Source organism: Arthrobacter sp. H41 (assembly GCF_000520535.1).
Classification (GTDB): domain Bacteria; phylum Actinomycetota; class Actinomycetes; order Actinomycetales; family Micrococcaceae; genus Arthrobacter_D.
Map to the genome: position 1 here is coordinate 20788 of NZ_KI914767.1, position 1990 is coordinate 22777.

General features: G+C 70.1%; 2 protein-coding genes. One reads left to right on the forward strand and one right to left on the reverse strand.

All coding sequences use genetic code 11. The features are described from left to right. Positions 1-1099 (reverse strand): PQQ-dependent sugar dehydrogenase (locus Y705_RS17040; RefSeq protein ID WP_155849892.1); only part of this gene is annotated, 1099 nt, incomplete at its 3' end. Positions 1100-1214: 115 nt separating this feature from the next. On the opposite strand from Y705_RS17040, the gene Y705_RS17045 reads away from it, so the two are divergent. Beyond that, the coding region (locus tag Y705_RS17045; RefSeq protein WP_049822199.1) for an NAD(P)-dependent oxidoreductase at positions 1215-1990 on the forward strand (776 nt) is incomplete at its 3' end.

The window sequence follows — 1990 nt, forward strand, 5'->3', positions numbered from 1 at the left end:
CGGCCTGCCCGCCGGCGAGCGGTACCTGCCATAGCCGCTGACCCCGAAGACCACCGATGTAGGCCGTGTCGTCGATGATTGCCATACCGCTCGGGGACGAGGTGGCGGTGGAGGGCCACACCACCTGGGCGTCGACGAAGCCTTCCCTGCCCGGCGCCCCCGTCACCTCCGGCCACCCGTAGTTGCTGCCGGCTTCCAGCAGGTTGAGTTCGTCGTCCACGTCGGGCCCGAATTCCGTGGCCCACAGCCGCCCCTCCGAATCCCAGGCGAGTCCCTGCACATTGCGGTGACCCTGACTGTAGACGGGGGAGCCAGGAGTGGGATTGTCGTCAGGCACGCTGCCGTCCGGCGCAACGCGCAGCACTTTCCCGCCGAGACTGTCCGGGTCCTGCGCGTTGCCGCCATTGCCCGCGTCGCCCGTGCCGATATACAGGTGGCCGTCCGGACCGAAAGCGATCCTGCCGCCGTTGTGGATCCTGCCCTTCGGGATGCCTGTGAGGATGTCCTCGGGCTCACCCAGCGCATCGTCCTCGTACGCCATGCGGACCACCCGATTGTCTTCCGCAGAGGTGTAGTACGCGTACACCGCCGGATCTTCGCTGAAATCCTCGGCGACGGCGAGCCCGAGGAGGCCGCCCTCTCCGGAGGCCTCGGCGGCGTCGGGCAGTGCTCCGACGACGGTTGTCCCACCGCCTGCCGCCCGCGTGATGGTCCCGGTCTCCCGGTCGGAGAACAGCAGCGCCCCGTCCGGAAGGACGGCGATGGACCAGGGCACGCCGAGCCCCGTCACTTCATCCCCGGAATAGGTGATCGCCGGTAAGGCTGCCGGCGGAGCCGGCGACGGCGAAACTCTATCCTCGGTGTCAGTCCTGGTGGTTCGTGCCGGTGCAGGAGGAAGGGCCCCAGGGGAGGCGTCCGGTGGTGCCGACGCGGACTGTTCGGGTGGGTCCGATCCCTGGAAGATCGGCTCCTCACCGGCTTCGCTGGAGCAGCCGACGAGCAGGCCGAGCAGCACGCAGAGCCCGCCCAGCCGTGCGGGTCCTCCCCAGCCTGCGCCCACGCGCAGCGACACAGCGGGAGTAACCCTCGGATCAGACATATTTTCGACAGTACGTGCAGCCTCCCGACGAGTCCAGCACCTCGTTCCGCCGGGTGGCTCCTGCCGGTCGGGAGCGCGGTACGCCGTCCCGGCTCCCGCCGATTAGGCTGGGCGCATGGAGCACCGCGACCGGCCATCGAGCCGCCCAATCACCACGCTGACCGTTCCCTCCGTCGAACTGCGGGATACACTTATCGATTCGAGCCCGAACATCGACGTCGTTCACTGGGATCTGACCGCCGCTCCCGAGGGCGCAGCGCCCGGCGACATCGACGCCGTCGTCCTCCCCTACGGGGGCGGTGTGGATCCGGGACCCGCGTTGGCCGGCGTGCCGCATCTGAAACTGGTGCAGACCCAGTCCACGGGCTACGACGGAGTGCCGGCGCTCGTGTCCTCCGCAACCGCCATCGCCACGGCGGCAGGCGTACACGCCGCGGCCACCGCCGAGCTGGCCGTCGGGCTTGCCCTCGCCTCGCTGCGGGGCATCGACGTCGCGGTCCGCAACCAGCAGCGGGGCGTATGGGAGTCCCGCCGCTATGCCGGGCTCGCGGACCGCCGCGTCCTGCTCGTGGGAGTCGGCGGCATCGGTGTCGAGATCCAGCGGCGCCTCGAGCCGTTCGAGGTCGTCCTGACAAGGGTGGGGAGCACGGCACGCGAGGACGCCTCTGGCCAGATCCATGCCGGGTCGGAGCTCGCCGCACTTGCGCCGCACCACGACGTCGTCATCGTGATCACCCCGCTCAGCGATGCCACGCGCGGCCTGATCAGTCGCGAGGTCCTCGCTGCCATGCCCGACGGCGCGCTGCTCGTCAACGTGGCTCGGGGAGGAGTGGTCGATACCGACGCGCTGACACAGGAGGTGGCGGCCGGGCGGCTGCGGGCCGCGATCGA